This window comes from Vibrio sp. TRT 17S01, from assembly GCF_050113695.1.
In the GTDB taxonomy this organism is placed as follows: Bacteria; Pseudomonadota; Gammaproteobacteria; order Enterobacterales; family Vibrionaceae; genus Vibrio.
On the sequence record NZ_JBNJOG010000021.1, the window covers coordinates 1 to 22,085 of the forward strand.

The window sequence follows — 22,085 nt, forward strand, 5'->3', positions numbered from 1 at the left end:
TGATAGGTTTATATTGTTAAAGAGCTTTTCTTCTTTGTGACTCACATCACTTCGGAAGAGGCGGTCATTCTAGCGAGATAAAGTTTAGTGTCAACCACTTTTTTCAAACTTTTTTCAAGCGTTGCCGCTTGGCTAGTAAACCTTGCCAACTTTGCTGAACCCTTGTGAGCTCTTGCCCTGTCGACGAGGAGGCATTATAGAGATCGCGCTCACATTGGCAAGCGTTATTTTGAAAAAATTGCAAAAACAGCGCTTAAGCGCTGACTTTTCATTCAAAGTCTTATTTATCCAACTTTACCCAGGTGTAACAAACATATTACCCACAGAGTTATCCACAATTGCTATTTGGAGAGACAAAAAGGGCCGCTTTCGCGACCCTTCTTTTTCTATACATAAGCAAACCGATCAGATTCCCGAACCATCTTGCTCTCTATCATCTTCATGAAGTCCACACTCACGCTTTAAACCAAAGAAGCGAGTTTCTTCTTCACTCATACCGGGTTCCCACTTTTTCGTTGTATGAGTATCACCAACGGAAAGGTAACCTTCATCCCAAAGTGGATGATAAGAGAGTCCGTGCTGATCTAAATAGTAATGTACGTCTTTGTTGGTCCAATCAATAACAGGTAAAAACTTGAATACACCATTTTGAATAGAGAGAATCGGCAAACTCGCTCTTGATTTGGATTGCTCACGACGTAAGCCCGAGAACCAAGTACCAACTTCTAATTCATCTAAAGCTCTGCGCATAGGCTCTACTTTATTTATCTTGTTGTACTTTTCGATTCCATCTATACCTTGCTCCCACAGTTTCCCATAACGCGCCTCTTGCCAATGAGCACTTTCAGCCGCACGGTAAACTTTTAAATTCAGAGTGAGTTGTTCACTGAGCTGATCAATGAAGCGATATGTTTCTGGAAACAAATACCCAGTATCAGTAAGAATGACTGGAATGTCAGGTTGTTGCTGAGTAACTAAATGCAACATCACCGCAGCTTGAATACCAAAACTCGATGAAACCGCAAATTGCCCTTCTAGATTTTCTAATGCCCAAGCAACACGTTCTTGGGCTGTAAATGTTTCCAACTCACCATTAATTTGTGCAAGACGAAGGATTTGCTCCGTCTTAGTTAATGAGAGTAGCTCAGCTAGCTTCGGTTTGGAGGCAATAGAATCAAGCATGCAAGTCCCTCTTAGATACTTTGACTTCTTCGATGATGCCAGCACGGATAGCAAAATCACCAAATCCTTCGCCAGTTTCACGCTCTTTAGCCCAACGGCCTACGAGTTGATCAATCTCTTCTAGTATCTGTTTGTCTGTGATGTTCTCTTTATACATCTTTGGAATACGTGTACCTGCACGGTTACCACCTAAGTGAAGGTTGTAACGGCCAGGCGCTTTACCTACTAGGCCAATCTCAGCCAACATTGCCCGACCACAGCCATTTGGACAACCGGTAACACGAAGAATGATGTTGTCTTCTTCAGGTAAACCGTGTTTCTCAAGGATGCTTTCTACATCGGTTACAAATTGAGGCAGGAAACGTTCAGCTTCAGCCATCGCTAATGGACAAGTAGGGAATGCCACACACGCCATTGAGTTTTTGCGCTGCTCACTAACGCTGTCATCAATTAAACCATGCTCACGGGCAATCTTCTCAATCTTGGCTTTCTGGCTCTTAGCCACACCAGCAACAATTAAGTTCTGGTTGGCCGTCATACGGAAATCACCTTTATGGATTTTGGCAATTTCAGCAACACCGGTTTTCAGTGGTTTGCCCGGGAAGTCCAGTAGACGACCGTTTTCAATAAACAGTGCTAAGTGGTGTTTACCATCGATACCTTCAACCCAACCGATACGGTCGCCACGATCTGTGAACTCGTATGGACGACTATCGCCAAATTTCACACCAGCTCGCTTCTCAACCTCTGCTTTAAACACATCAATACCAACACGGTCTAGTGTGTATTTAGTTTTTGCATTCTTACGGTTTGAACGGTTACCCCAGTCACGCTGAGTCGTTACTACCGCTGCTGCAACATCAAGTGTCTTTTCTAGTGGAACAAAACCAAAGTCATCGGCACGGCGAGCATAAGTAGATGTATCACCGTGAGTCATTGCTAGACCGCCACCGACTAGGACATTAAAGCCCACCAGCTTGCCGTTCTCACCAATAGCGACGAAGTTTAGGTCGTTAGCATGAACATCCACATCGTTCTGCGGTGGGATCACAACCGTTGTTTTGAACTTACGAGGTAGATAAGTCTTACCTAGAATTGGCTCATCATCGTCGGTTGTTTCTACCTTTTCACCATCTAACCAAATTTCCGCATACGCTTTAGTCTTAGGTAATAGATGCTCACTGATCTTTTTCGCCCATTCGTAAGCTTCTTGGTGTAGCTCAGATTCAACTGGGTTAGTGGTACATAGAACATTTCGGTTCACATCACCCGCTGTCGCGATAGAATCAATACCAATGTTATTCAGCGTTTGGTGCATCAGCTTGATGTTTGGCTTCAGAACACCGTGGAACTGGAACGTTTGACGCGTTGTCAGGCGAATACTGCCATACAGAGATTGTTCTGTTGCAAACTTATCAATCGCTAACCACTGCTTTGGCGTGATGATGCCACCTGGCATACGTGCACGAAGCATTACGTTATGCAACGGTTCTAGCTTTTGCTTAGCACGCTCGTTGCGAATATCACGGTCATCTTGTTGATACATACCGTGGAAACGAATTAGCTGAAAGTTATCTGCGGTAAAGCCACCCGTAATTCTGTCTTGAAGATCTTGCTCAATCGTCCCGCGCAGGAAATTACTTTGTGTTTTTAGACGCTCGTTATCGGAAAGCTTTCCTAACTCTTGGTCTAACACCACCTGCTTATTATTGTCAGTAGAAAAAGTCATTAGTACACATCCCTTTGGTAACGTTTCGCTTTACGCAACTCATTAATAAATTCTTCAGCATCATCACGCGACATCTTGCCTTGTTGTTCCGCGACAATAACTAGTGCTTCATGGACATCTTTAGCCATACGAGTCGCATCACCACATACATAGATGTATGCACCTTCTTGGATCCACTGCCACACTTGCTCTGCATTTTCTAAGATGCGATGTTGTACATAGACTTTTTCAGATTGGTCACGACTAAACGCGACATCTAAACGGTTAAGTACACCTGACTTTAAGTACTTTTGCCATTCAACTTGATAGAGGAAATCCTGAGTGAAGGTACGGTCACCAAAGAATAACCAGTTCTTACCTTCAGCATCACGATTGTCACGTTCTTGAATAAAGCTACGGAAAGGAGCAATACCTGTTCCCGGACCAACCATGATCACTGGCGTATTGTCATCTTGAGGCAGCTTGAAGTTATTGTTGTTCTCGACAAACACCTTAACCTCACCGCCCTCTTCTAAGCGTTGAGCTAAGAAGCTTGACGCACCACCAAAACGCTTTTCATCACCTTGGTCATATTCAACCAAACCAACTGTTAGATGAACTTCTTCATCTACCTCTGTTTGGCTTGATGCAATTGAATATAGGCGAGGAGTTAAACGACGCAGTAAACCAACAAGTTCTTCTGCAGTTAGCTTAGTTTTCTTCTCAGCAAGTACGTCGACGACCTGAGTGTTACCTGCGTATTCTCGTAATTTGTCTTTGTCATCCACCAGCTTTTGCAGTTTCTTACTACCAGATAGCTCCGCAAATTTAGTGACAAGCTGCGGATTTGATGCAGTGATTTCAAACTTACTCACAAGCGCACTATGAATAGATAAGCTTTCGCCATCAATTTCAACACTCTCAACACCAGACAAACCAACCTTCGCTAAGATTGCATTCGCCAGATCAGAACTGTTTTCAAACCAAACCCCAAGCGCATCACCCGGCTGATAAGTTAGTCCTGAACCATCAAGGTCAATTTCCACATGACGAACATCTTTACCTGAATCTCTGCCCGTGATTTTCTGACTCGTTAATAACGTAGCCGTATAGGGGTTTTGCTTATTAAAAGCCGAGTGTCCGGGAGCAGCTTGTCCTACAGGTAGCTGAACCACTTCTGCTTCAGGTCCTGCGGCTAAATCTTCTTTGACAACACTAAGTGCTTTGCTTCGCCACTCTGCAGCTGATGCTTCATAATCAACATCGCAATCGATGCGTTCAATAAATGACGTCGCCCCCAGTTTGGCAAGGTAAGCATCAAAATCTTTTCCTGTTTGACAGAAGAACTCATAACTAGAGTCACCCAGACCAATCACACCATATTTCAGGTTTGGTAACTTAGGCGCTTTCTTTGACTGTAAAAACTCATGGAGTTCAATGGCATTATCAGGGGCCTCCCCTTCACCATTGGTTGACGCGACAACAATAACATGCGTCTCTTTGGCTAGATTTTTACCTTTGTAGTCACTCGCATCAAAAAGCTCGACCGCAATACCTTGCGCTTTCGCTTCTTGCTCTAACGCTTCAGCTACGCCTTTTGCGTTGCCAGTCTGTGAAGCAAAGATAATAGACAGCTTACCTGCTGGCTTTGCAGCAACGGCAGCCGCCGCTTGATTAATTGGTGCAGCAGCAGCCATCGGCTGAGCTTGAGAAAGGCCCCAGAAATATCCACTCACCCACGCCAGTTGCTGAGGAGATAAATCAGCTACTGTTTGTTGAAGCGTGTTGAGTTGTTGATCATTTAGAGGACTGGCGATCGCCGGTAATTCTTGTGATTGTGTGTTTCCGCTAGAAGACACATTCTTGTTTAAAGACATGGTCACGACATCCCTATTCATTGCGTGATGATAGATTAACCACTCTCTTTAATAACAAGAAAGAATAGAAGTGAATGTTTTATAACTTTTTGAATTAAGAAAATGCGTTTACCCAAATCGGGAATCCACTATTTTGCTTCTACCCGCACTTGCTTAAAGCCCACAGCCATGGCTGATTTAGATGCGAGATCTAAATCCATGTAATGGCACTCTTCACCATGCGAATCTGTCAATAATACAAAGCCGCCCCGAGCGTGACGAAATTCCACTATCCAGCATCCTTCTTGTGCAGATGGTTCAATAATGGCTTCCACTAATTTTTGCTCTCGATACAAATTACGTAATTCGGTAATAGTCATTCGCTGCAGATCCTTGCTTGTATCTCCCCTTTCTAAGCATGGCTCAAGTGAAAAAAAGAGCACAAAAAAATCCTACTTTATAAAAAATAGATATAAAAAAACGCCGCTTATAAAGCGACGTTTTAATCAATTCAATCTAAGTTTTAGAAACTAAATTCAGCACCTAAGAACCAACCATCGGCAAAAATAAACGGTTTGCCCAGCTCTGGCTCTCGAAATATTTCGGATTCTAAGTCAATGGCTCGGTAACCACCACGAAAAGCAATCTGGCTGTTTTTAAGTGGAAGACGGTATTGGATACCTGCAATCAAATCCGTACTCTTGATACCACTGCTGTCGCCAAAATTCATCTCACCAATAATGTCAAAATTGGTATTTGGCACCGTCAGTTCTGCATAGCCATACCAAGCCCAAATTACTTCATCAAATGTCGCACTCTGCTCGGTATGAGCATTGATGTATTGCGTATTGGCTAAATCACTAACCGTCACACCCGCATCAAAATGCATTAAATCATGCTCTAGGATGCGGTAATAGAATGTCAGATCGTACTTATCGAAAGCCATGTAGTCTGAATCAACACTTGAGTAACGGAATCGAACATCTGGAACATACGCAAATGAGTGTTCGATAGATGCATAAACGCTCGGCGTATTGTCATTGTTGCGTCGTACTTCATTGACCTTGGTATTTGGCCACCACATTTCTGCGCCTACTTTAGCTTCAATTGACGATTCAGCCATTACTGGTGCAGCAGAGACTGCCGCGACCGTTGCTAAAGCAAGAGCCAATTTGTTATTCATGAAATTCAACACTCCCAATACAGGTATTACGCACCTAAATTCGTGCATGTCCAATAATGGCGCAAATAGTACCACATTCTAATCTGTGGTTAATCTTAAAACGTGATTAACTTTACCTTGGGCTATACACATAGTTTTTGAAAAACCAAATACCCAGCGCAATGACTATCAGCCATGGGATTAATTTTATCACTACGCCTACCATACCAAGCACGACCATCACGACCAAAGCAAGGCCTGTTGCAGCAAATACTGAAAACATGGTGATCCCTGTGACCAATAATGTAGCAACAAACACAAACAGGAAAATTAGCTCAAACATAACTTGTCTCCTTCTTAGTTACTCGAACTAAAGCAGAAAGCGAGCCAACGTTATCACTTCTTTTTTAACTAATTGATTTTTAATCATTAAAAATATAAAAGCCGAACTTCAATAAGATGTTCGGCTTTTATCGTGGTTAATTTGACCAGCATGGATGGTAAATTTTACACATCTAACTCTTTTGGAATTTTTGATAATGCGGTTTGTACCACATCAATACCCGAACCCGGTTTATGCGCATTCTCACTAATATACCGACGCCATTGACGGGCTCCAGGCATATTTTGGAACAATCCCAACATATGACGCGTAATATGACCTAAGTAAGCCCCTTGAGAAAGCTGTTGTTCAATATACGGATACATCTCTTCAACAACCTGAGTACGCTTTTTAACTGGCTTGTCTAAACCATAAATTTTCTGATCAACTTCAGCCAAAAGATAAGGATTCTGATACGCCTCTCTTCCTACCATAACACCATCTAAGTGCTGTAAATGAGTTTGCGTTTCTTCTAACGTTTTAACACCACCGTTAACGGCTATCACTAAATGAGAGAAATCTTTCTTTAGTTGATACGCTCGAGGATAGTCTAGTGGCGGAATTTCACGGTTTTCCTTTGGACTCAAACCGGATAGCCAGGCTTTACGGGCATGAATAGTAAACTGTTCACAACCGCCTTTCTCAGAAACAGTCGAAACGAAATCTGTTAGAAACTGATACGAATCTTGATCATCGATGCCGATACGAGTTTTAACCGTCACCGGGATATCAACCACTTCTTTCATTGCCGAAACGCATTGCGCCACCAGCTCAGGCTCTGCCATTAAACACGCACCAAAGCGACCATTTTGGACGCGATCAGAAGGGCAACCAACATTCAAATTGATCTCATCATAACCTCGCTCAGCAGCTAGCTTCGCACAGGTAGCTAAATCTTGAGGGTTTGAACCACCTAACTGAAGTGCAACTGGATGCTCTTCTTCGTTGTAAGCAAGGAAGTCTCCTTTACCATGAATAATGGCGCCCGTTGTGACCATTTCGGTATACAGTAATGTTTCATTGGTCAGCAAACGGTGGAAGTAGCGACAATGACGGTCAGTCCAATCGAGCATGGGAGCGACAGAGAAGCGGCATAAATGAGTCATGTTTCACTATCCTGAGTTATGAAGTCTGATAAGCAAGTTACAAATAAGCCGCGTATTGTAATAGGAACCGCAAAAGGGTGCCAATTTATCTTGTCTGTATCGTTTTTGGTTAAGATAAGGTAACTTAGTCAATTAGACAGGCAGAAAACTTACGGCCTGACGACGAGGTCTAGTAGTAATTACCTACATCTTTGTCAGAAATGTTTCTACAACAAACGATCATCGTCGAAAAATAGTATATTATTAATAAAGTCCAATGGTTATGGTGATTAATTTGGACCAGCAGCTAATAAAGCAAATAGAAGAGATATGTGCAGCACGAGGAGTTCGACTCACTCCTCAAAGAAAGCGAGTGTTTGAGCTCATTTGTTCCAGTAAAAAGGCTTCCAGCGCTTATGAGCTATTGGAAGAGCTGAAGCAAAGTGAACCACAAGCGAAACCACCTACGGTATACCGAGCATTGGATTTTCTGATGGAACAAGGTTTTATCCACCGGGTGGAGTCCACAAACAGCTTTATTTCTTGCTGCTCCTGTAATGCACATAAGCATTATTCACATTTGTTGATTTGTGATAGTTGCGGCAATGTAATTGAACTTCAAAATGATAGTTTAGTTAAGTTACTGGCAGAAAACGCAGAACAACATGGATTTACTATTACAAACCATGTTATTGAATCACATGGAGTTTGTTTGTCTTGTTCCTCTGGAACGGCAACCTGAAATATAGAAGAAGATTATGCGCGCTGAATTTGTTAATCCGTTTTTAGCATCTTTGATGAACGTCTTAAAAACGATGGCTTCACTGGAATTGAAACCACAAAAGCCTCGCGTAAAAAAAGACGAAATTGCTCGTGGTGACGTATCCGGTCTAATTGGAATGGTCGGAGACCAGACTCGCGGATCTATGTCGATCACATTTGATGAAAGCTTAGCACTCGAGATCATGCAGAACATGCTGGGTGAACGCCCAAATGGTTTGAATGATGAAGTTACCGATATGGTGGGTGAAATCACCAATATGGTAACTGGTGGTGCAAAACGTATTTTGGCAGAAAGTGGCTTTGACTTTGATATGGCAACACCTGTTGTGGTATCTGGCAAAGGGCATACTATTCGCCACAAATGTGAAGGCGCAATTATCATTATGCCGTTTTCCTCACAATGGGGTAATGCCTTCATCGAAATCTGTTTCGAATAGCATTAACGGACACAATAAAAAAGCTTCCATTAATGGAAGCTTTTTTATTGGTTACAACATTGCGCTACTTGGCAATAATGCCACGTTGTTTCAATTCAGCCATACATAACTCAACAAGCTCCTCAACACTGCACTCCCCTGCTGGCAAATCTAGTTCAGCCGCCAATGGCGCTTCATACTCAGAGTCGATTCCAGTGAAATTCGTGATCTCTCCCGCCCTTGCTTTTTTATACAAACCTTTTGGATCACGCTCTTCGCATACTGACAGAGAAGCATTAACGAACACTTCGATAAATTCTCCATCAGGCAACATTTCACGAACCATTTGACGTTCAGCTCGGTGTGGTGAAATGAAAGCTGATAGCACAATCAAACCAGCATCAGCCATGAGCTTCGAAAGCTCACCGATACGACGAATATTTTCACGACGATCTTGCTCTGAGAAACCTAAGTCACTGCACAAACCGTGGCGTACATTGTCACCGTCCAATAAATAGGTATGGTACCCTTGGCTCGCTAGCTTGTTTTCCAACGCACCCGCGACGGTCGATTTACCCGCCCCCGATAACCCTGTAAACCAAAGCACGGCGGGCTGCTGTTTTTTCAGTTCAGCTCGAAATGATTTATCTATCGTATGTTGATGCCAAACGATGTTTTCGTCTTTCACAGGCGTCTGCGTTGTCATCATTCAAATCCTTTTAAAACGGAAAAAAGAGTGGGATTAAGCTAAGTACCAGAACCGAATACACGATCGAAATTGGTATGCCTATCCGTACGTAATCTGTCAATTTGTAATTCCCAACGCTATAAACCAATAAATTTGTTTGATATCCGTATGGCGAAATAAAGCTGGCACTAGCACCAAACAATACCGCCATAATGAATGGCATGGGATCAACACCATAGCTAATAGCCATACTGTAGCCGATAGGGAATGCCAGTGCGGCAGCGGCATTATTGGTTACCAACTCAGTTAGGATGAGAGTCAATAAATACGTCGCAACCAATGCGCCTAAAACGCCCCAACCATTAAATGTATGCATGAACATCTGCCCAAGACGCTCAGACAAACCAGTAGAAAGCATTAATTGAGCGATAGATAGTGCAGAGCCAACAATTACCACAATGTCGACAGGGAAACGGCGACGTAATTCACTCAGTTGAACCACCCCAGTGAACAGCATGATCACTAGATACACCGCAAGCCCTTTAATCAAGGGAATAAACTCAAGCAGAGCTGCCGCTATCACAAGCGCAAAACCTGCCAATACCCATGATGATTTATTGATGTCTAAGCGTGCACTAGAGTCCAGATCATTGATTTGAACAAATTCTTTACGGTGTGCTTGGCGCTCTGATTCAAAACGCTTTCCCGGGACTAACACTAAGGTATCACCAGCATTGAGCGTGATATTCCCCAAACCTCCTTCTAACCGTTCATGACCACGGCGAATAGCGACGACCACGGCATCAAAGCGGTCTCGAAAACGACTCGACTTCAAGGTTTTATTGCAAAATGACGCTGAAGAGCTCACCACCACTTCTACAAAACTTTGACCATTCAAATGATGCTGACCAAACAATGTTAACCCTTGGATCTCTTGAAGTGTTGCAACACTTTCAATATCTCCACAAAAGAGCAGTCTGTCTTTCGCTTGAAGTACAAAGTCTGGGTCAACTGATGGCATGGTTTGCCCATCACGAATGACTTCAGCTAAAAACAATTTGCGTAAAGCGCGTAAATTGTTTTCCGCAATACTTTTTCCAACCAGAGGAGAGCCAGACTCGACTCGTGCTTCAAGAAAATATGGCAGATCATCTTGGGCATGATCTTCATAATTGGGTAACAAGTAGCTGAGCGGGATCAGGATCACTAAGCCACCCACTAATACTGATAAGCCGATCAAGGTGGGTGTAAAAAAGTTCAAACTCGGTAAACCGGCATCTTCCACAAAGCTATTAATGATCAAGTTGGTGGAGGTACCGATCAACGTTAATGTCCCACCTAAGATCGCCGCATAAGAAAGCGGGATCAATAACTTTGATGGCGCGTGTTGTTGATTACGCTTTATCGCTCCAATAAGGGAGACCACAACTGCCGTATTGTTAGTAAATGAAGACAGCAACGCAGTAGAAAAACCAAGCTTGGCCACAACGGTACCGAGTTTACCATTCGACAAACTACGACTTACCCAGCTAATCAAGCGAGTCTTTTCTAAAGCACTTGATGCCAAGATCAGTAATACAAGAGTCAACAAAGACGAATTGGTAAAATTAGTGGCAACATCGCTTAACTCGATCATTCCCGCAATAAAGGCGATGAATGCTGCACCAGCAAAGATCAAGCTGGGCTTTATTCGAGTCACGAGCAGACAAGTCACAATGCCAAGCAGCATTGCTAACACAAATCCTTGTTGCCACATAATCCCTACCTTACACAGAACACTCTGTGATGGTTACTTCAATAACTGACTCAGATCCTTCGCATCCCAATGAGGGAAATGCTTACGAATAAGTGCATTTAGCTCTATTTCGAACGCTGAGAGATCACCTGTTGTGGCTTCGCTCACCGATAAGCTTTCACGCACCAGCCCTGCCCCTACAGTCACATTGGTTAAACGGTCAATAATAATAAAACCGCCTGTATCTGCGCAGTTGAGGTAATCATCCAGTGCCACCGATTCATTTAATGTCCATTCACACGCACCAATGCCATTTAACGGCAAACTTTCTGCATCATGAGTAGAGAGGTTATTGATGTCATATTGATAACGAATGGCATCCACTCGACCAACGCTCTTCTTGCCTGCAATTTTGATGTCATAATCACGACCTGGCGCTAGAGGTTGCTCAGTCATCCAAACGACGTCAGCAAGTAGACGGTTCGTGGATTCCACCTTGGCATTTTCAAGGACAATTAAATCCCCACGGCTGATATCAATTTCATCTTTCAAGGTCAGTGTGACGGCTAGACCTGCTTGTGCTTGCTCTAGATCACCGTCAAAAGTGACGATGCGTGCGACTTTCGATGTTTTACCTGATGGAAGCGCTTTAACAGCGTCACCCACTTTGATCGAACCTGATGCGATAGTGCCAGCAAAGCCACGAAAATCGAGATTTGGACGATTCACGTACTGGACGGGGAAACGAAACTCTCCCTCCTCCTTCTCATGGTCAACATCAACTGCCTCGAGAATATCCAGCAATGGTGCCCCTTGATACCAAGCCATCTTCTGGCTTTTCTCTACTACGTTGTCGCCTTCCAATGCTGATAAAGGAATAATTTGAATATCGATATCACCATGAAGGTTTTCAGAAAATGCTAAATACTCTTCACGAATCTCTTCAAAACGCTCTTGGGAATAATCCACAAGATCCATTTTGTTCACAGCAACGACAAAATGTTTCAAGCCAAGCAGGTTTGAGATAAACGAATGGCGACGCGTTTGATCCAGAACCCCTTTACGTGCATCAATAAGGATCACTGCAAGATCACACGTTGATGCACCGGTCGCCATATTTCGAGTATACTGCTCATGCCCCGGCGTATCCGCAATAATGAACTTACGCTTCTGAGTAGAAAAATAACGGTAAGCCACATCAATTGTGATGCCTTGTTCACGCTCGGCTTGCAGACCATCCACCAGCAAGGCTAAGTCTGGTTTTTCACCTGTTGTACCAACACGTAGGCTGTCAGAGTGGACTGCCGCTAATTGATCTTCATAAATCTGCTTCGAGTCATGGAGCAATCGGCCTATCAGTGTACTTTTACCATCGTCTACGGAACCACAGGTTAAAAATCTAAGTAGCGATTTATGTTGATGTTGGTTTAGGTAACCTTCGATACCAAGCTCAGCTAATTGAGCTTCAACTGCACTGTTCATATTCTTTCCTTAGATCTTTTAGAAGTAGCCTTGGCGTTTTTTCAGTTCCATCGATCCAGACTGATCGTGGTCGATCGCTCGTCCCTGACGTTCACTCGATGTAGCAACTAGCATCTCTTCAATAATGCCGGTTAACGTCTTCGCTTCTGACTCAATCGCCCCTGTCAGTGGATAGCAACCCAGAGTTCTGAAACGAACACTCTTTTCTTCAATAACTTCCCCAGGCTCAAGTTCCATTCGATCGTCATCAACCATGATCAACATGCCATCACGCTCAACCACTGGGCGCTTATCCGCTAAATACAGTGGTACGATTTCAATATCTTCTAGGTAGATGTATTGCCAAATATCCAGCTCTGTCCAGTTTGATAGTGGGAACACGCGAATACTTTCCCCCTTGTTAATTTGGCCGTTATAGGTACGCCATAACTCAGGACGCTGGTTTTTAGGATCCCAAGTATGGTTCTTGTCACGGAATGAATACACACGCTCTTTCGCACGAGACTTTTCTTCATCACGGCGTGCACCACCGAATGCGGCATCAAAACCGTACTTGTTCAGAGCTTGCTTCAAGCCTTGAGTTTTCATGATGTCCGTATGTTTAGAGGAGCCATGAACAAAAGGGCTACAACCCATTGCTAGACCTTCAGGGTTCTTATGAACCAAAAGCTCAAAGCCATACTTTTCTGCAGTACGATCGCGAAACTCAATCATCTCTTTAAATTTCCAATCGGTATCCACATGAAGAAGTGGGAATGGAATTTTGCCTGGGTAAAACGCCTTACGTGCTAAATGCAACATCACTGACGAATCTTTACCAATGGAGTACATCATCACTGGGTTATCAAATTCTGCTGCAACTTCACGGATGATATGAATACTTTCCGCTTCGAGCTGTTTCAGGTGGGTTAAACGTTGTTGGTCCATGTTTATGCTTCCTTTGCTACTCTGCTTGAGCGAGTGGGCTTAACTTTATTGCCTTACGCATAATGTCTTAGTGGTTCCGCAGACTCCTCACTGCCAAACCAATGTAATTTTTCAGATAAAGCCACAACTTCTCCGACCACGATCAACGCTGGAGATTGGGCATCTTTTGCAAGTTCTGCCAACTGTGAAAGCTGGCCTTTGAAAATTTTCTGATCCGCCTGAGTACCACGCTCAATAATGGCGATTGGTGTACTTAGAGCTCGACCATGTTTAATTAATTGCTGCTGGATATACGAAGACTTCATCAACCCCATGTAGATCACCAGCGTTTGGTGCCCACGAGCCAGTGTCGACCAATCCATATCATCGGTTTCAGCCTTTAAGTGACCGGTCACAAACATTGCCGATTGAGCATAATCGCGGTGAGTTAATGGAATTCCTGCATAAGCCGTTGCCCCGGCAGCAGCGGTAATACCAGGGATCACTTGAAACGCAATCCCTGCATCAGCCAGAACTTCAAGCTCTTCTCCACCACGTCCGAACACAAAAGGATCGCCGCCTTTAATCCGCACAACGCGGTGACCCTGATGGGCAAAATCAACAATTAATTGATTGGTTTTTTCTTGAGGAACACTATGGTGACCAGCGCGCTTACCAACGCAGACCAAAATCGTGGAAGATGGAACAAGCGCCATAATGTCGTCTGACACTAAGTAGTCATACAAAACGACATCAGCTTGTTGAAGGAAAGACAACGCTTTAAGTGTAAGCAATTCAGGATCCCCAGGACCTGCGCCTACTAAAGCGACTTCTCCGGGGCGTAATTGACTTTGGACTACCTTCTGAAATGTAGAGGTATTATTTCTCACGCTACTGAGCGGGAACTGAGAAACGCTTTCCTTCATAACCATAATCACCATTTATTCCTTGTGAATAAAATGCATTATGGCGATCTCTTTATATTACCTGAAATTCTAAAATTTCATTTTTTATTCGAAATACTGATAAGGGAATCGATTCTTCACTCATTAAAGGTGAGACGCTCGTTGCAGAAGCGCATTTAGCAAACGCTCAAAATCACAATTTAATGCTTACTAAACACATTGTTACATAAGGTTTTGTTACATTATGCGGGTTCACTTAACCCCCTCTATCGGAGCACAACAATGAAAGTAGCAGTGAAACCTTTATCCCTTGCTGTACTTGGCGGCCTGTTAACTATGGCAGGCCCAGCGATGGCAGACACTATTAAATTGCGTATCATCGAGACCACAGACATCCACACAAATGTTATGGACTACGATTACTACAAAGATAAGCCATCACAAAAAATTGGTTTAACTCGTGCTGCTACATTAGTGAAACAAGCCCGTGCAGAAGTGGAAAATAGTGTATTGGTTGATAATGGTGACTTGATCCAAGGTAGCCCGATGGGCGACTACATGGCCTCAAAAGGCATTAAAGAAGGTGAAGTACACCCAGTTTATAAAGCGATGAACCAGCTCAATTATGATGTTGGTAACATCGGTAACCACGAATTCAACTACGGCTTAGAGTTCTTGGCCGAAACCATTAATGACGCTGATTTCCCTTACATCAGTGCTAACGTTTTTGATAAGAAAACAGGTGAACACTACTTCAAGCCTTACATCATCAAAGCACACACTTTTAAAGATAGCGACGGTGTAGAGCACCAAATCAAAGTGGGCTACATCGGCTTTGTCCCACCTCAAATTATGGTTTGGGATAAGAAAAACCTTGAAGGCAAAGTGTTTGCTAAAGATATTAAGGAAACAGCTGAAAAACTGGTTCCTCAAATGAAGAAAGAAGGGGCTGACGTCATTGTTGCGATTCCTCACTCTGGTGTATCGATGGATCCGCACAAACTTGGAGAAGAAAACTCCACCTATTACCTATCAGAAGTGGAAGGTATTGATGCGATCGCATTCGGTCACTCACATGCCGTTTTTCCGGGTAAGGGTTTCGATGATCTAAAAGGTATCGATAACCAAAAAGGTACCATTAATGGTGTTGCCGCCGTCATGCCAGGCCGTTGGGGTAGCCATGTTGGTGTGATTGATCTTGAACTCAAAGAACAAGACGGAAAATGGGTGGTCGTAAAAGGCCAATCGGAAGCCCGCCCTATCTTTAATAAAAAGACAAAACAATCGTTAGCAGAAGCAGACTCTGAAATGGTAAAAGCACTGGCTGCTGACCATAAAGGAACTCGAGATTTTGTTAACCAACCAATTGGTAAAGCCAGCGATGTAATGTACAGCTTTTTGGCATTAGTACAGGATGACCCAACCGTACAAATCGTAAACTTGGCACAAAAAGATTATGTTGAACGCTTTATTCAGGGCGACCCAGATCTCGCAGATATTCCTGTACTTTCTGCCGCGGCGCCATTTAAAGCAGGTGGACGTAAAAACGATCCGGCGAATTTTACTGAAGTAGAATCAGGCCAACTTACATTCCGCAACGCAGCGGATCTTTACCTGTATCCAAATACTCTTGTGGCAATGAAAGTTACGGGTAAAGAGGTGAAAGAATGGCTGGAATGTACCGCAGGTCAGTTTAAGCAGATTGATGTTAACAGCACTGCCCCACAAAGCTTAATCGATTGGGACGGTTTCCGTACCTATAACTTCGACGTGATTGATGGCCTCAACTATCAAATCGATGTAACCACACCGGCGAAATACGATGGTGATTGTAAACTAGTAAATGATAGTGCTGAGCGTATCGTGAACCTAACCTACCAAGGTAAACCAATCGATATGAAGCAGAACTTCATTATTGCTACCAACAACTACCGCGCATACAGCAACAAATTCCCTGGCACTGGCTCTGAGTTTGTTGCTTTTGACTCTCCTGATGAAAACCGTTCAGTTATCGCTGCATATATCACTCGTGCAAGCCACGAAAAAGGAGAATTTACACCAAGTGCAGATAACAATTGGTCATTTGCGCCAATCAAATCAGAGAAGAAACTAGATATCCGATTCGAAACATCACCAAGCGAGAAAGCGGCTGAGTTCATTAAAGAGAAAGGCCAATATCCAATGAAACGAGTCGCTACTGATGATGTAGGTTTTGCGGTTTATCAAATTGACCTTCAAAAATAACGTTAAGTTGTATACTTTACCAAGCCGCAATTTAGATTGCGGCTTTTTATTGAGAGGTTGGTGATGGAACAGAGCTTTATTAACAATTTAGATGCACATGGTTTTACCCAAGATGAAATTCAAGAACTGTGCGATTTGGCGACGCCATTAGAGTTGCCAACAAGGCACATATTGGTGCATCAAGGTGAGGAAGCGAGCGATGTCTACTTCATCATAGAAGGCATATGTCACGCCGCCTACCTAACTGAGAAAGGCAAAGAATTCAGCAAAGAGTTTTACTGGGAACAGGATTGGGTCATTGGATTTGAAAGTCTCATAAAGCATCAACCTTCGCCATACTTAATTGAATCTCTCACTCCTTGTAAAATGCTATGTCTACCAGTAGAAACCTTGCGTTGCTGGCGTGAAGAGAAACACAGCCTTTACATTAAGCTGCTTGAAACTCAACTGATGTACAAAGAGAACAAAGAACGTTTCATGTTGCTCTATACAGCAGAAGAGCGCTATGAGCTATTACGCCAAAACTTTCCAAATCTCATTGAACGAGTCAATGACTGCCAGATCGCTGCCTACCTCGGTATCACACCTATCAGCTTGAGCCGGATTAAAAAACGTATTTCAAGTTAACAATTGTTAATGCTGAAAGAGGCTGGAGTTGTTACAGTCGCTCTACGTCATCGGATTATAGAGGGACTTATATTACATGCTCACTTGGCAGCTTCTTCCTTTTTCTCAACTAACGACCCAACAACTTTATCAACTGCTCAAATTGAGAGTGGATGTGTTCGTTGTTGAGCAAACGTGCCCATACCCAGAACTTGATGACAAAGATCATCAACCGGGTGTGCATCATCTTTTGGGTTACAGTCATGGGAAACTCGCAGCATGCGCACGTTTATTACCTAAAGGAGTGAGTTATCCGTCAGTCAGTATCGGACGTGTTGCCACCTCAGCTGAACTCAGAGGAACGGGTATTGGCCATCAATTGCTTGAACAAGCATTGCACGCATGCCATCAGCTATGGCCTGATCAAGATATCGAAATCGGCGCTCAAGAACACTTAATGCAGTTTTATACCAAATATGGATTTAACCAGACCTCGGCAGTGTATTTGGAAGATGGCATACCCCACATAGACATGAAACGAGATGGTGGTCAGTGAAACTTGAAGCCACATATTTCGCGATACTGTTACTCATTATGGGCAATTTATTTGCCTCTCTTTCCGATGTTGCAGTAAAGCTACTTAATGGCGAAATTTCCACCTTTCAATACATTTTCATCCGCCAACTATTATCTGTGATCGTAATTGGCCCTCTATGGATACAGTTGACCAAACAACAAAGGCAAATCCATACACCAATGCTCCATATTGCAAGAGCACATCTAATCATCTTGGGCAGCGGATGTATGTTCGTTGCCATCACTCATTTACCCTTAGCTACCGCAAATGCCGTCTTTTATGCTGGTCCATTATTGATGCTACCTTTATCCGCTGTATTGCTACGAGAATCGCCCAGTATTACAAACATACTACTCGCGTTATTCGGCTTTATTGGTGTTCTTGTGGTATTGAGGCCTTCAGAATTTCATTGGGCAGCTTGGTTTGCACTTGGTACGGCAGTAACACTGGCTTTATTTAATATCAGTGCTAGAAAAATCGACAGTGTACAACCTCTCATTAGTACACTATTTTGGACCAGCCTACTCTCACTACCGGTATCAGGGTTCTTAGCAATATTGTATTGGCAGCCAACTTCGATAAAACACTTATTACTCATCTTATGCAGTGCAGGCCTTATCCTTGCTTACAATGGCTTGGCTGTAAGAGCCTACCAACGAGCACCGGCAGCCAAAATAGCAATAGCTGAAAATTCTGGCTTAGTATTTGTCGCCTTATTTGGTTTCATGTGGTTTAACGAGATACCAGATTGGTTAACGACATTAGGAATTGCAATGATTTTGCTTCCCCTAATGCCGTGGAAAGTGTTACTAGGAAATAAATGGTAATGTCTATTTACTGCGACCAAAACCACCATCAGACAACCGAAAAAACATGACCGAGCCTGCTTTTTTTTCCAGCTGGAGAATATCTAAGGAGCCATCTTTCGCAAGCTTATAGCGAACCAATTGGCCTTTTTTTATGTAACTGAGTGGTTTGTCGTTCCCTTCAACTTTCACCAACGCGTTCAGATCTGCCATTGGTAGCCCATTAGTTCGAAAAACTTGAGCTAACGTATCGCCATTTTTTACAACGTACTCTTGCCATACATCAGATTTTGTACCGCTAATTGCAGAATCAAATTGTTCACTCAAACCCGAAGTGTTGATATCGACTTCTACTCTTTGGGTGTTATTGGATTGTGGTGTAGTTATACCATTTTCCGCCCTTGGGAATGGGATAATGGCTATTAACGTGACAACAGGAACAACGATCAGAAGAGCTCGCTGATGAAACTTAGGCAACGTTTGCCAGAGTTCAACAACTTTTTGCTTATACGGAGCAATCTCGAACTTTGACCAGTGCTCCTTTAGCAATGCCAAATAATCTGTTTTCTGCTGCTTTTTTCTTCTGCGATTCATCGCTTAATGTCTCTCGCTATAGAACTAAGGTAAGTATAAGAATAGGAATGCTCTGAGTATAGAGATATCGATGCGATTAGGTAATGTGCAGGTAAAATCTTACTGTGACAAGAAAAAAACAAGATCGAACTCTCATTACGTTCGAATGACAAACGCAAATGCGACCCAACGTTTAAACTCCAAGTTTAAGCTGGTATCCTTTAGCCTTTCATCCTCAACCGAGAGAGACATCATGTCTGAAGTTAAATTTGAAACTGTAGAGCAAAAAGCAAGCTACGGTATCGGTCTACAAATGGGCCAACAGCTAGCAGGTTCTGGCTTAGAAGGCCTAAGTGTTGACGCAATTGCAGCAGGTATTGCAACAGCACTTACCGGTGATATGCCATCTATTGAAATTGATGAGATCAACAAAGCACTTCAAGAGCTTCACACTCGCGCTGAAGCTGCACGCCAAGAAGCGGCAAAAGCTGCTGCAGCTGACGGTGAAGCATTTCTAAAAGACAATGCACTACGCCCAGAAGTTACTGTACTTGAGTCAGGCCTTCAATACGAAGTGATCACAGAAGGCACTGGTGAAATTCCAACTTCAGATAAGCAAGTACGTGTTCACTACCACGGTGAGCTAACTGACGGTACTGTATTCGACAGCTCTGTATCTCGCGGTCAACCAGCAGAATTCCCAGTAACTGGCGTAATTAAAGGTTGGGTTGAAGCACTTCAACTAATGCCTGTTGGTTCTAAGTGGAAACTATACATCCCACAAGATCTCGCATACGGTGAACGTGGTGCAGGTGCAGCTATTCCTCCATTTGCAGCACTAGTATTCGAAGTTGAACTACTAGATATCCTATAATCTAGCAGCGAATTAAGGTTAAATAATGGCGATACTTTTGTATCGCCATTTTTTTTGTATATGATTCTCATATCACTTTTAATAACTATAAGGATTGTAAATGAATAAGTTTCTCATCGCTGCTGTATTAACTGGTACAACTTTGCTTGGATGTCAAAGTAACAGTTCTCCAAATACACAAACCTCTTCAGAGACTAACTATACAACTATCGCAACAAGTGTAGCCATGGCTGCACTACAAGCTTGGTCAACACAGGGAAATTTAGACTCCGCATTAATAGAGTCTATACAAGGAGTGACTAATGTATCAACGGATCAAGCTATCGGGGGGGTTGGCTCTCTTTTAGCACTTGCACAAAACACATTGAAACCAAGTCAAAATAATGAGCTTGGTTCGCTAGTACCAGGTTATGAAGCCTTAGAGAATAGCGGATTAACTTCAATGATAACAACCAGTAGTGCTGTAGATAGTGCTTTTTCAAGCTTGGGTATGGATACTTCAATGGTCAACAGCTTCTCTCCCATCATCATCGAGTCATTGAAGTCTCAGGGAGCGAGCTCATCGCTGCTTAGCTCATTAGGAGCAATTTGGCAGTAACACTGAGTTTTATAAGAGAAGCAAAGGCTAGAGTCACTTCTTTTAGAAAGTCACAGATACAAAAAAGCCGAGCTTACGCTCGGCTTTTTAGTTCTTACGAACCTGATTACTCAGCAGCTTCTTCAGCAGCTGGGCGATCTACAAGCTCAATGTAAGCCATTGGAGCTTTATCACCAGCACGGAAGCCAGCTTTTAGGATACGAGTGTAACCGCCCTGACGAGCAGCAAAACGTGGACCTAGTTCGTTAAATAGTTTTGCAACTACTTCGTTATCACGAGTACGTGCAAATGCTAGACGACGGTTAGCAACGCTGTCAGTCTTAGCTAGTGTAATCAAAGGCTCAACTACGCGACGTAGCTCTTTTGCTTTTGGCAGTGTAGTCTTGATAACTTCATGACGTACTAGAGAGCTAGCCATGTTGCTGAACATCGCTTTGCGATGACTGCTGTTGCGGTTGAGTTGACGACCACTCTTACGATGGCGCATGACCTAATCCTTCTAACTAGTATCGATTAATCTTCAGCGATAGACGCTGGTGGCCAATTTTCTAGGCGCATGCCCAGAGATAGACCACGTGATGCAAGTACGTCTTTGATCTCAGTAAGAGATTTCTTACCAAGGTTTGGCGTTTTAAGTAGCTCAACCTCAGTACGCTGTACAAGATCACCGATGTAGTGAATCGCTTCTGCTTTCAAACAGTTAGCAGAGCGAACTGTTAGTTCAAGATCGTCTACAGGACGCAGTAGGATCGGATCGAATTCAGGCTTCTCTTCCTTCTCCTCAGGTACACGTACATCGCGAAGATCTACGAACGCATCCAATTGTTCAGCTAGGATAGTAGCCGCACGACGGATTGCTTCCTCAGGGTCTAGAGTACCATTCGTTTCCATATCGATGACTAGCTTATCTAAGTCAGTGCGTTGCTCTACACGAGCAGCATCAACAGAGTAAGCAATTTTATCTACCGGGCTGTATGTTGCATCAACCAGTAGGCGGCCAATTGGACGCTCATCTTCTTCAGTATGGATACGAGCAGAAGCAGGAACATAACCGCGACCACGTTCGACTTTAATGCGCATAGCGATTTCAGCGTTGTCATCCGTTAGGTGACAAATAACGTGTTCTGGGTTAGCGATCTCTACATCACCGTCATGGGTGATGTCACCTGCAACCACAGGGCCCGAGCCTGATTTGTTTAGCGTAATAAACACTTCATCTTTGCCTTCGGCAACGCGTACAGCCAAACCTTTAAGGTTTAGAAGGATTTCAAGAATATCTTCCTGAACACCTTCTTTAGTGCTGTATTCGTGTAGAACGCCTTCAATCTCTACTTCAGTAACGGCACAACCCGGCATAGAAGATAGTAGAATACGGCGAAGTGCATTACCCAGAGTATGGCCAAAACCACGCTCTAACGGCTCAAGAGTTACTTTTGCGTGAGTCGTGCTGATTTGTTCAATGTCAACAAGACGTGGCTTAAGAAATTCTGTTACAGAACCCTGCATTGTGTCCTCTC

General features: G+C 43.3%; 22 protein-coding genes and 1 pseudogene. 8 read left to right on the forward strand and 15 right to left on the reverse strand.

Translation table 11 applies throughout. The annotated features are described in order from the left end of the window. Positions 1 to 405: 405 nt before the first annotated feature. From ACQEXS_RS20520 to dusA, 7 genes are all read right to left on the reverse strand, one after another. Positions 406 to 1,182 carry a phosphoadenylyl-sulfate reductase gene (locus tag ACQEXS_RS20520; protein ID WP_427011907.1) on the reverse strand — a complete coding sequence of 259 codons (777 nt, stop codon included), beginning with the start codon at positions 1,180 to 1,182 and terminating at the stop codon, positions 406 to 408. Beyond that, positions 1,175 to 2,911, reverse strand: coding sequence for an assimilatory sulfite reductase (NADPH) hemoprotein subunit (cysI, locus tag ACQEXS_RS20525; RefSeq protein ID WP_427015043.1), 1,737 nt, complete (start codon positions 2,909 to 2,911; stop codon positions 1,175 to 1,177). Before cysI ends, ACQEXS_RS20520 begins: the two co-directional genes overlap by 8 nt. Then, on the reverse strand, positions 2,911 to 4,767 hold the full coding sequence (locus ACQEXS_RS20530; RefSeq protein ID WP_427015044.1) for an assimilatory sulfite reductase (NADPH) flavoprotein subunit: 1,857 nt from the start codon (positions 4,765 to 4,767) through the stop codon (positions 2,911 to 2,913). The genes cysI and ACQEXS_RS20530 overlap by 1 nt, the downstream gene beginning before the upstream one ends. Before the next feature lie 128 nt (positions 4,768 to 4,895). Beyond that, positions 4,896 to 5,126 carry a hypothetical protein gene (locus tag ACQEXS_RS20535; protein ID WP_367987421.1) on the reverse strand — a complete coding sequence of 77 codons (231 nt, stop codon included), beginning with the start codon at positions 5,124 to 5,126 and terminating at the stop codon, positions 4,896 to 4,898. Positions 5,127 to 5,269: 143 nt separating this feature from the next. Continuing rightward, the gene (locus ACQEXS_RS20540) at positions 5,270 to 5,929 is read right to left on the reverse strand and encodes a TIGR04219 family outer membrane beta-barrel protein (protein WP_427015045.1); all 660 of its coding nucleotides are present in this window, start codon (positions 5,927 to 5,929) and stop codon (positions 5,270 to 5,272) included. Positions 5,930 to 6,041: 112 nt separating this feature from the next. Next, positions 6,042 to 6,251, reverse strand: coding sequence for an envelope stress response protein PspG (gene pspG, locus ACQEXS_RS20545; RefSeq protein WP_367987423.1), 210 nt, complete (start codon positions 6,249 to 6,251; stop codon positions 6,042 to 6,044). A gap of 164 nt (positions 6,252 to 6,415) precedes the next feature. Then, the gene (gene dusA / locus ACQEXS_RS20550) at positions 6,416 to 7,396 is read right to left on the reverse strand and encodes a tRNA dihydrouridine(20/20a) synthase DusA (RefSeq protein WP_427015046.1); all 981 of its coding nucleotides are present in this window, start codon (positions 7,394 to 7,396) and stop codon (positions 6,416 to 6,418) included. 256 nt (positions 7,397 to 7,652) lie between these two features. Here dusA and zur point away from each other — a divergent pair, with 256 nt between their 5' ends. Together zur and ACQEXS_RS20560 are read left to right on the forward strand one after the other, a co-directional pair. After that, entirely contained in the window at positions 7,653 to 8,117 is a 465-nt protein-coding gene (gene zur, locus ACQEXS_RS20555) for a zinc uptake transcriptional repressor Zur (RefSeq protein ID WP_367987425.1), read from the forward strand. Between the two features lie 16 nt (positions 8,118 to 8,133). Continuing rightward, positions 8,134 to 8,595 carry a chemotaxis protein CheX gene (locus ACQEXS_RS20560; RefSeq protein WP_367987426.1) on the forward strand — a complete coding sequence of 154 codons (462 nt, stop codon included), beginning with the start codon at positions 8,134 to 8,136 and terminating at the stop codon, positions 8,593 to 8,595. 64 nt (positions 8,596 to 8,659) lie between these two features. Here ACQEXS_RS20560 and cysC read toward each other — a convergent pair whose 3' ends face one another. The 5 genes and pseudogenes from cysC to cobA all read right to left on the reverse strand — a co-directional run bounded on the left by cysC (position 8,660) and on the right by cobA (position 14,317). After that, entirely contained in the window at positions 8,660 to 9,280 is a 621-nt protein-coding gene (gene cysC, locus ACQEXS_RS20565) for an adenylyl-sulfate kinase (RefSeq protein ID WP_427011890.1), read from the reverse strand. 13 nt (positions 9,281 to 9,293) lie between these two features. After that, the gene (locus ACQEXS_RS20570) at positions 9,294 to 11,018 is read right to left on the reverse strand and encodes an SLC13 family permease (RefSeq protein WP_367987427.1); all 1,725 of its coding nucleotides are present in this window, start codon (positions 11,016 to 11,018) and stop codon (positions 9,294 to 9,296) included. A 33-nt stretch (positions 11,019 to 11,051) separates the two neighbouring features. Beyond that, entirely contained in the window at positions 11,052 to 12,479 is a 1,428-nt protein-coding gene (cysN, locus tag ACQEXS_RS20575) for a sulfate adenylyltransferase subunit CysN (RefSeq protein WP_427015047.1), read from the reverse strand. Between the two features lie 18 nt (positions 12,480 to 12,497). Next, positions 12,498 to 13,418: pseudogene (cysD, locus tag ACQEXS_RS20580) on the reverse strand (sulfate adenylyltransferase subunit CysD); the annotation flags it as partial. A 41-nt stretch (positions 13,419 to 13,459) separates the two neighbouring features. Beyond that, entirely contained in the window at positions 13,460 to 14,317 is an 858-nt protein-coding gene (gene cobA / locus ACQEXS_RS20585; RefSeq protein WP_427015057.1) for a uroporphyrinogen-III C-methyltransferase, read from the reverse strand. Positions 14,318 to 14,572: 255 nt separating this feature from the next. Here cobA and cpdB point away from each other — a divergent pair, with 255 nt between their 5' ends. From cpdB to ACQEXS_RS20605, 4 genes are all read left to right on the forward strand, one after another. Next, positions 14,573 to 16,534 (forward strand): 2',3'-cyclic-nucleotide 2'-phosphodiesterase, encoded by a 1,962-nt coding sequence (cpdB, locus tag ACQEXS_RS20590; RefSeq protein ID WP_427015048.1) that lies wholly within the window; start codon positions 14,573 to 14,575, stop codon positions 16,532 to 16,534. Between the two features lie 63 nt (positions 16,535 to 16,597). Further along, the gene (locus ACQEXS_RS20595) at positions 16,598 to 17,161 is read left to right on the forward strand and encodes a Crp/Fnr family transcriptional regulator (RefSeq protein ID WP_427015049.1); all 564 of its coding nucleotides are present in this window, start codon (positions 16,598 to 16,600) and stop codon (positions 17,159 to 17,161) included. A gap of 76 nt (positions 17,162 to 17,237) precedes the next feature. Continuing rightward, positions 17,238 to 17,696 carry a GNAT family N-acetyltransferase gene (locus tag ACQEXS_RS20600; protein ID WP_427015050.1) on the forward strand — a complete coding sequence of 153 codons (459 nt, stop codon included), beginning with the start codon at positions 17,238 to 17,240 and terminating at the stop codon, positions 17,694 to 17,696. Positions 17,697 to 17,734: 38 nt separating this feature from the next. Then, positions 17,735 to 18,544, forward strand: coding sequence for a DMT family transporter (locus ACQEXS_RS20605; RefSeq protein ID WP_427015058.1), 810 nt, complete (start codon positions 17,735 to 17,737; stop codon positions 18,542 to 18,544). A 3-nt stretch (positions 18,545 to 18,547) separates the two neighbouring features. Here the strand turns inward: ACQEXS_RS20605 and ACQEXS_RS20610 are convergent, their stop codons facing one another. Beyond that, complete coding sequence (locus ACQEXS_RS20610; protein ID WP_367987433.1) at positions 18,548 to 19,117, reverse strand: LysM-like peptidoglycan-binding domain-containing protein; 570 nt, start codon at positions 19,115 to 19,117, stop codon at positions 18,548 to 18,550. Positions 19,118 to 19,349: 232 nt separating this feature from the next. Between ACQEXS_RS20610 and ACQEXS_RS20615 the strand changes: the two genes are divergently transcribed. Both ACQEXS_RS20615 and ACQEXS_RS20620 read left to right on the forward strand, forming a co-directional pair. After that, positions 19,350 to 19,970, forward strand: coding sequence for an FKBP-type peptidyl-prolyl cis-trans isomerase (locus tag ACQEXS_RS20615; protein ID WP_367987434.1), 621 nt, complete (start codon positions 19,350 to 19,352; stop codon positions 19,968 to 19,970). 100 nt (positions 19,971 to 20,070) lie between these two features. After that, entirely contained in the window at positions 20,071 to 20,568 is a 498-nt protein-coding gene (locus ACQEXS_RS20620; protein ID WP_427015051.1) for a DUF2780 domain-containing protein, read from the forward strand. A 106-nt stretch (positions 20,569 to 20,674) separates the two neighbouring features. Here ACQEXS_RS20620 and rplQ read toward each other — a convergent pair whose 3' ends face one another. After that, the gene (rplQ, locus tag ACQEXS_RS20625; RefSeq protein WP_005383141.1) at positions 20,675 to 21,055 is read right to left on the reverse strand and encodes a 50S ribosomal protein L17; all 381 of its coding nucleotides are present in this window, start codon (positions 21,053 to 21,055) and stop codon (positions 20,675 to 20,677) included. Between the two features lie 26 nt (positions 21,056 to 21,081). Further along, the gene (locus tag ACQEXS_RS20630) at positions 21,082 to 22,074 is read right to left on the reverse strand and encodes a DNA-directed RNA polymerase subunit alpha (protein ID WP_367987436.1); all 993 of its coding nucleotides are present in this window, start codon (positions 22,072 to 22,074) and stop codon (positions 21,082 to 21,084) included. Positions 22,075 to 22,085 lie beyond the last annotated feature (11 nt).